General features: G+C 49.6%; 2 protein-coding genes and 1 pseudogene. All 3 read right to left on the bottom strand.

All coding sequences use genetic code 11. From position 1 onward, the window contains the following. Nucleotides 1-1020, bottom strand: a 1020-nt coding sequence (gene tilS, locus PGX78_RS07760; RefSeq protein ID WP_270446328.1) for a tRNA lysidine(34) synthetase TilS, incomplete at its 3' end; no start/stop codon positions are given. Continuing rightward, nucleotides 1017-1931, bottom strand: a complete 915-nt coding sequence (locus PGX78_RS07765) for a Ppx/GppA phosphatase family protein (RefSeq protein WP_270446330.1) — start codon at nt 1929-1931, stop codon at nt 1017-1019. The genes PGX78_RS07765 and tilS, both read right to left, overlap by 4 nt. 83 nt (nt 1932-2014) lie before the next feature. After that, nucleotides 2015-2229: pseudogene (locus tag PGX78_RS07770) on the bottom strand (RNA-binding protein S1); the annotation flags it as partial.

Genomic DNA, 2229 nt, shown 5'->3' on the forward strand with positions numbered 1-2229 from the left:
AACCTCTTCTGTATCGGTTGTAAATAAAGTTGCCTTTCTTGCAATACCCCGGGTAAAGCACAATTCCCGTCCCCGCCGGTAAACGATCAGATCCTTGAATCGCACTTGCTTACCCGATGTTGCCCGGCACAGGCCTAATATCCGTTCGACAGCCGCAAAGTCAGGTGCGTATATATCTTTCGTCATCTCTTGTACCGCCAGTCTTACCACGCGGCGCTGCAAGGCTTCATGCAAGTCTGTCAAAATAGGAATATCCAGGTAAAATCCCCGCTCGTTTCGACGTTCTGCAAGTTTCAACTGTTTTACAGCTTCGTTTTCCATGTACATATTTTCCTGTCGGCTGATAAATGCAAAACGGTTTAAAGCTGCCGTTACTTGAGGATTGATATTCTTTAACAAAGGCATGATATCATGACGAATACGATTCCGTAAGTATTCTCTCGACTCGTTGCTTTCATCAACACGCCAGGGCAAACTCACCTCATTTAGGGCAATCAATATGTCTTGACGCGACACGCACAACAGGGGACGAATAATCAGGCCGTTTTTGGCTTTCATAGCCCCGGCTCCGCTCACGCCGCCGCCCCGCAGCAAGTGCATCAATACCGTTTCGGCCTGGTCGTCCTCATGATGGCCTACGGCAATTCTCACTGCCCCCGTTTTCTCGGCCAACTCGGAAAAGAAAGCATAGCGTTCGTTACGTCCCGCCGTTTCAATCGACAGCCCTTGCTTTTCGGCAATAGCCGCCGCATCGATACGGCGACAATAAAATTCAGCCCCCACAGCCCGAGCTTGCGACTCGACAAAAACTTCCTCTTCAAAGGCTGCCGCACGCAATCCATGGTTTACGTAAGCCGCAACAAGGTGTAAAGACCATCGGTCTTGCAAAGCGGCTAATATATGTAAAAGGGCTATGGAGTCAGGTCCTCCCGATACGGCAACGATAACCGTATCTTGCCGGTCAAGTAAGTTTTCTTTTTTACAAAAGGATTCTACCTTACGGATCAAATCGTCCATCATTGCGGTTTATAAATACGGCATGAATCATAAAAGGCCTGTTTATAGAAAACACCTTCCAATAAATCTCTTTCACTTACCGTAATTTCGTCTATATCATAATAAGTCATATACGACTCGGCAATAGTCAGGCCTGCCAAAATAATGGTACTCCGCTGTGATGCCAGGCCGGGCACACACTTTCGTTCTTCATCGCTCATATCGGCCAGACACCGCAACCATTCACTCACCTTGTCACGGCTAAGAACATATCCGTCCGTAACAGCCGGGTCGTATATTTCCAGGCGGGCATCCATAGCAGCCAAGGAGGTCAAGGTTCCGCCTACGCCAATCAGAGTTTCAGGCTTAACAGGTTGCCTTAACCAGGCAGAATCACATTTATGTCGGATCGCCTGCAAGCCTTCAGCGGTGCTCCCGCCCGTCTCTGTCAAGCGTACAGCCCCTAAAGGATAGCTGTGAGACCATGAAACTTCACAGTCTTTCCCCAAGACCGTTTCCGTACTGCCGCCACCGATGTCCAATACGGCAACGGTCGTATTATCGGATACGTGGGAGGTAGCCCCGACAAAACTCAAAGCTCCTTCTTCCTGTCCCGACACAATACGACAATGCCAACCGAAGCGCCAGCGTACTTCTGCTAAAAAAGCCTGCCCGTCTTTAGCTTCCCTCACAGCCGACGTGGCGACGGCACAAACTGGAATTCCCTGTAAGTTATGATTCCACTCCTCCATAACAGCCAAAGAGTTCGCAATTCCGTCAGACCATAAATGCCCCGTTTCAGCCAAACCTCTGGCCAATCGCGTCGTAGCCATTCGTTTCGGATAAAATCGCCATTGTCCGTCGGATAAGAGTCCCTGCATAAGCCGCAAAGAGTTGGACCCGATGTCAACAACAGCATACTCCGTCTCAGTCATAATGCATAAGTCTCCTGTCTCTTAAGAAAACAAAAAGAGCATTCCTTAAAGGAACACTCCCGTTGTCCGACATTCCACCGGTCTCAGTCGGCACGGCGTGCACCGCGTCCGCCCCGTTTGGAATCGGTATTCCGTTTTAAATCCATCAGCCGTTCATCACTTTCCTTTAAGAATCGGCTCAACCGATCTTCAAAGGAGGACGGTCCTCCGGTGCGGCGTTGTGTATCGAATTTCCGCTCACGAAACTCGGGCTTGGGTCGAAACTCTTTGCGTTCCGATTGAGCGTTTTTTTCGCCAC

Origin of the sequence: Megasphaera sp. AF13-6AC (assembly GCF_027685385.1) — a bacterium.
GTDB lineage: Bacteria > Bacillota > Negativicutes > Veillonellales > Megasphaeraceae > Megasphaera > Megasphaera micronuciformis.

Excerpts from the sequence above, each read along its gene's own strand:
- PGX78_RS07765 (WP_270446330.1), bottom strand. The coding sequence starts at position 1,931 with ATGACTGAGACGGAGTATGCTGTTGTTGACATCGGGTCCAACTCTTTG.